At 58.4% G+C, this 5,564-nt stretch carries 1 protein-coding gene; it reads left to right on the forward strand.

Annotated features, from left to right (window positions below; genetic code table 11):
- Nucleotides 1-5,564 (forward strand): beta strand repeat-containing protein (locus tag KPG66_RS01975; protein WP_237069868.1); only part of this gene is annotated, 5,564 nt, incomplete at both ends.

The following is a 5,564-nucleotide window of genomic DNA, read 5'->3' on the forward strand; positions in this document are numbered from 1 at the left end:
ATACGGTGTGGGGGTGCACAGCGCGGGTGAGATTAGCGCGCAGGCCGGTGATTTGACGCTGCACTCGAACGGCAAGCTCACGCTCACGCCAACGAGCCAAACCAATGCAAGCGGCTTATTAAGCGTGCGCGTGCAGGCCGACGTTCAAAACGATGGCAAGCTTTACGGCAAACAAGACGTGTCGGTTTCAAGCGAGAGTTTGCTGACCAATACGGGTACGCTCGCAGCTCAACGCAACTTGAAGGTCACAGCGCACAGCATGAACTCAAGCGGTGGGTTGGGCGCCGGGGCTGATGCCGACGGCGTGGTCGACAGCACAGGCGAGCTCGAGGTCAAGACCACCGGTTCGCTGGTCGCCACGGGCCATCAATTGGCGGGCGGCAACATGACGCTTGAAGGCGCCGCCGTTGACCTGAAGCACAGTGAAACACTTACCGACGGTCATTTGGAACTTCATGCGAAGTCTGGCGATATCGACCTGACCGGCGCGGAAGTGGTGTCACAAGGCACTGCGCGCATCATCGCGGATGATGGCATAGTGAACCATAACCGAGGCAAGCTGTCGTCAGGCGACACACAGACGATCCGCGCCGCGGCATTGTCGAATCAGGACGGGCAGATTTTTTCGGAATCGACATTGGATATCGACGTAGCGGGGAAAATGGACAATCTCCGCGGGCTTGCGCGAGCAGCCGGGCGCGTCTTTGTGAAGGCCGGCTCACTGGACAATACGGCTGGGCGCGTCACATCGAGAAGCGATGACGAGCTGTCGGTGACGACGGCGGGCCAGCTGACGAACGCGGCGGGCCATACTGTGATAGGTGACCAAGGAGGCGTAATTGGCGGCAATGGCAACGTCAAAGTGCAAGCTGGCACGCTCAACAACAGAGGCCGCGTCTCCGCAAAAGAAATACTGAAGGTCAGAGGCCAGTCCATCGATAACACTGACGGCACGCTAAGCGCGAAACGGTTAGATGTGAAGGCCGATTCGCTCACGAATGAGGGAGGGTTGATTGCACAAACGGGCAAAGGCGACACCAAGGTCAGCGTAACTCACAAGCTCGATAATGCATTGGGCACGATCCGGAGCAACGGCGCGAATCTGACGCTGAGTGCCGGTAGTCTGATGAACAATAAAGGCACGCTTTACTACGGCGGCAGCGGCACACTGAAAGTGACTGAGGCCAGCACGCTGATGAACCTCGGTGGTTTGATCGATTCGACCGGCGCGATCGATGTGGATGGGCAATCGATTGACAACACCGGCGGTGTCATCCGTACGAAGTCCGGCTCTGTCACGCTCACCTCTGCGTCGACGCTCAAAAACAATCAAGGTGTCGTGCAAGGCGGGAATGGGCTCAAAGTGTCATCCGCCGACACGCTTTTCAATCAGGAGGGCACGCTCGTCAGCCTGAGCCCCACCGGCACGCTCACTGTATCTGCCCAAGAGCTCGACAATACGAATGGTCAAATTGCCGACACCGGTACGGTTCACACGTTGATTAAGGCCACGTCGATCCACAATGCCAATACGAACAGCCAGACCCATAGGGGTGTCATTCGCGGCAAAGGGGACGTGACGATCGACAGCGCCGCCGTGCAGAACGGCGCGAACGGCCAGATTGTCGCGGATCGGGACCTGACTTTTAAGAATACGGACCAGCTCACGAATGCAGGCCAGCTCACGGCGGATGGTGCGCTGACCGTCGATCAGCCGGACGCCACCTTATCTAATGTGGACGGCCAGATCAGCGCGACGAAGGTCAAGCTGACTGCCGCGAGCCTTGACAACACGGGCGGCCAGATCGCGAATCCGAAAGGCTCAAGTGGCGACATCAAGATGCAGACCGGCGTGCTGACCCATCATGCCGGCACCATCGCAAGCGCACGGGACCTGCAGCTCAGCGCGGCGTCGCTCATCGGCGATGGCCAACTCATCGGCGGTCGCGATGCGGCCATTTCGCTGCAAGGCGACTACACGCACGGTGCGAACAACCGGATCACCGCAAACCGCAACTTGATCTTCTCAACGACGGGTCAGCTGACGAACGCTGGCAAGCTGTTGGCAGTCGGTAATCTGACCACCCGCTCGAACGGTTTAATCAATCGAGGCGAGATCGGCTCGGGCACGCACGGTGTTCCCGGCACGGGGATAACTACGCTTGAGGCCGGCGGCGGCGAGCTAACCAACGAAGGGAAAATTAACGGCAATGCGATTACAACGACCAGCCAGCATCTGACGAACACGGGCTCGATCATCGGCGACACACTCACGCACACGGCAAACACGATCGTCAACGATGGTGCGCGGGCGGTCATGGCGGGCACGCAGCAGGTCAACCTCTATGGAGCCAACACTGTCACGAACCGGAACGGCGCAACGCTTGTTAGTCTCGGCGACTTAAACATCGCGAAAGACGACCAGAAGGATTCAAGCGGCAGACTGATTAATCAAATTGACACGGTGAACAATTTGTCGTCGACGATGGAAGCGCATGGTCTGATGAACATCGCGGCCCGTCAGCTCAACAATATCCGTCAAAAGGTACAGATAGAGACCCGTTCGTCGAGTTCGACGCACACCATGCGCCAGTTGCCGTGGTGGAGGCCCTTTCCGCCGGGTAGTTCGCCCGCGTTCCAAGATGCGAATGTGCACATGCACCACGCGTACTATGTCAATCCAGCCGACATCATCTCATCGACGCCGATCCTGACGCCGGACGGCCATTGGGTAACTCAGCTTGTCGTGAACCTGCCATGGAACGCATCGGTGTTCGAGTGGAAAAATAGTGGCCTAACTTATTGGCGACCCAATGGGGGCTATCAAGCGCAGTATCAGCAAGATTCGCGTGTTACGCTCCCAGCCGGTCAAGTGACACTCTATGCGTATGATGTGAAACACGGACAGTCGAATCCGGATCAGCAAGGCGGTACTGCGTGGGCTGAAAAATTTTCAAAAAATATCTATCTGAGAAGTTTTGGCAATACGGCTTACTCGAACCAGTACGGTAATTGCACAACAAACTGCGTGCGAATCGAAACTTATCCGGGCTATACCGACCCGAACACGCAGTTTATGAAAGAAACAGAGAGACGTCGCGAAGGCCATTGGCCGGTTGAGACCCAGCGGATCGCTCACCAGACGGTGACCGAGACCGAATTGTCGCCCAACAGCGGTGCGCCCGCGCTGTTGACCTCAGGCGCGGCGATGAACTTGACGATCGGTGAGTTGGTGAACAACGACAATGGCACGATCGCCGCGGGTGGCGACTTAAACGTCAATGGCCAAAAGGTGCCGAACGGTCATGGCGCCGCGGTGATCAAGAATACGTCAACGCAGTTGACTAAAACGTATTCATTCACTAACCAATCCGGGTATAACCACGTAAAAGATCCCTATCCTGGCACTCCAGCAGAGTGGGTTACGTGGACCAACCCATCCATCACCTTCACGACTGGCATCGTGGGTGGCACGGTCACGAGCAACCAGGCTGTCACCATCGATGCGGGCGACATTCGCAATATCAGTGTGCAGGCGACGCCCGTACCTGTAGGCGCGGACGCAGCCGTACTAGGTCTGACGGATGTGGATTTTGGCAAAGGCCACGGCGTGGGAGCCCCGAGGAGTGCAAAACATCGCTCAGGTGCGCCCGGTGTAATTAAGACGGTCGCGGGCGTGCGCACCAGCCGGCCCCAATTGAAATTGCCCACAAGTGGTTTGTTTACCATCCAATCGGCGCCGAATCATCCGCATCTGGTTGTCACCGATCCGCGTTTCACCAGCTACACCCAGTTCGTCTCGAGTGATTACATGCTTGGCCAGCTTGATTTGGACCCGCAAACCGTTCAAAAGCGGATCGGTGATGGCTATTACGAGTCGCAGCTGGTCATGGCGCAGGTGACTCAGCTGACGGGCAAGCGCTATCTGGAGGGCTTTACCAGCAACGAGGATGAATACAAGCAGCTGATGACCCATGGCGCGGCGTTTGGCAAACAGTTCAGTCTAAAACCCGGCATAGCGCTAACGGACGCCCAGATGGAGGCACTGACGACGGACATCGTCTGGTTGGTAAACCAAACGGTCACGCTAGCGGACGGCAGCCAGCAGACGGTACTTGCGCCACAAGTGTACCTCGCGAAGTCGAACCACGTCGATGTGACGCCGAGCGGTGCACTGATCGCGGGCAATACGGTCCAGATCAAAGGCACGGACATCGTGAATCAAGGTGGGACGATCGCTGCAGAAGGCGATGCGGCACTGGCAGCAAGCAACGACATCCAGAATTTAGGAGGAGCCGTCCATGCCGACAACCTCGCATTGATGGCCGGCCACGACATCATCAATCAGTCGCTCATTAATACAGAGGCCCAGCATTTCACGACCGGCGCGTCGACGCATGCGTCGATCGGCGCGCTCGGTACGCTAAACGCGAGCGGCGAGATGCGGATGCAGGCCGGTCATGATCTGACGGTGAAAGGCGCGCAGGTGACAACGGGGGGCAATCTCGGCGTGATGGCAGGCCACGCGGTAAACATTGGTACAGTGGAGACGGGTTCGACCATTCAAACGCACAACGATGCGCGCAATACCAGTGCGTACCGGAATACGACACAGGCGGGCAGCGCGTTGCAGACGGGCGGCAGCCTCGGCGTAACCAGCGGTGGCGATATTGGTGTGATGGGCAGCACGCTGACATCGGGTGCGGATATGGCGCTTGTCGGCACCGGCCATGTCACTATCCGGGGCACGACGAATCGCGCCACCGTGAATTTGAGCGGTGCGCATGATCGTGATTGGGCGTATGACAATCATATGGTGGAGACGAACGTAGCTAGCCAGCTGTCAGCAGGCGGCAGCGCCACGGTGGTGGCGGGTCAAGGTGCGTCTGGCAAACAGCTTGAAGTGCTGGGCTCAAACATTGTGGCTGGCACGAAAGGACAGGGTAATGGAGCAGTGAACTTGGCTGCGTCGGGCGACGTAACGATCGCCGAGACGCGTACTCGTACCCGCGGCGATGCGGCCAGCCATTCAGAAGCAGACAAATTTTTGTCGAGTTCATCAACGGATACTGCGCGCAGTTATGCGGGCAGCAACGCGAACGGCTCGCTGGTGTCAGGCGAGACGGTGAGCGTGTCGGCCGGCCACGACCTGAACGTGCGGGGCAGTGCCGTGGTGAGCACGCACGGCACGGCATTGGCGGCAGCGAACAACGTTAATATCGATACCGCGCAGAGTACGGCGCAGGAATCGAGTGACTATAAGCACCATCAATCGGGCCTACTGTCCGGAGGCGAACTGGCCGTGACGATCGGCTCGCGTAGGCAATCGGACCAGGCACAGTCATCGTCGCTCACGCATCACGGCAGCGTGGTCGGTTCGGTCAAGGGCAGCGTGACGATCGAGGCGGATAACGAACTGCACGTGAAAGGCAGCGAGCTGATCGCCGCGAAGGACGTGGTGGGCACGGCGAAGACGGTGAAGCTGCAGAGCGCAACCGATGAGCAGCACCATAGCGGACAACATGCGATGCGGCAAAGCGGCGTGACGCTCGGGGTTCAAACGC

This window comes from Mycetohabitans sp. B2 (genome assembly GCF_021733735.1).
GTDB lineage: Bacteria > Pseudomonadota > Gammaproteobacteria > Burkholderiales > Burkholderiaceae > Mycetohabitans > Mycetohabitans rhizoxinica.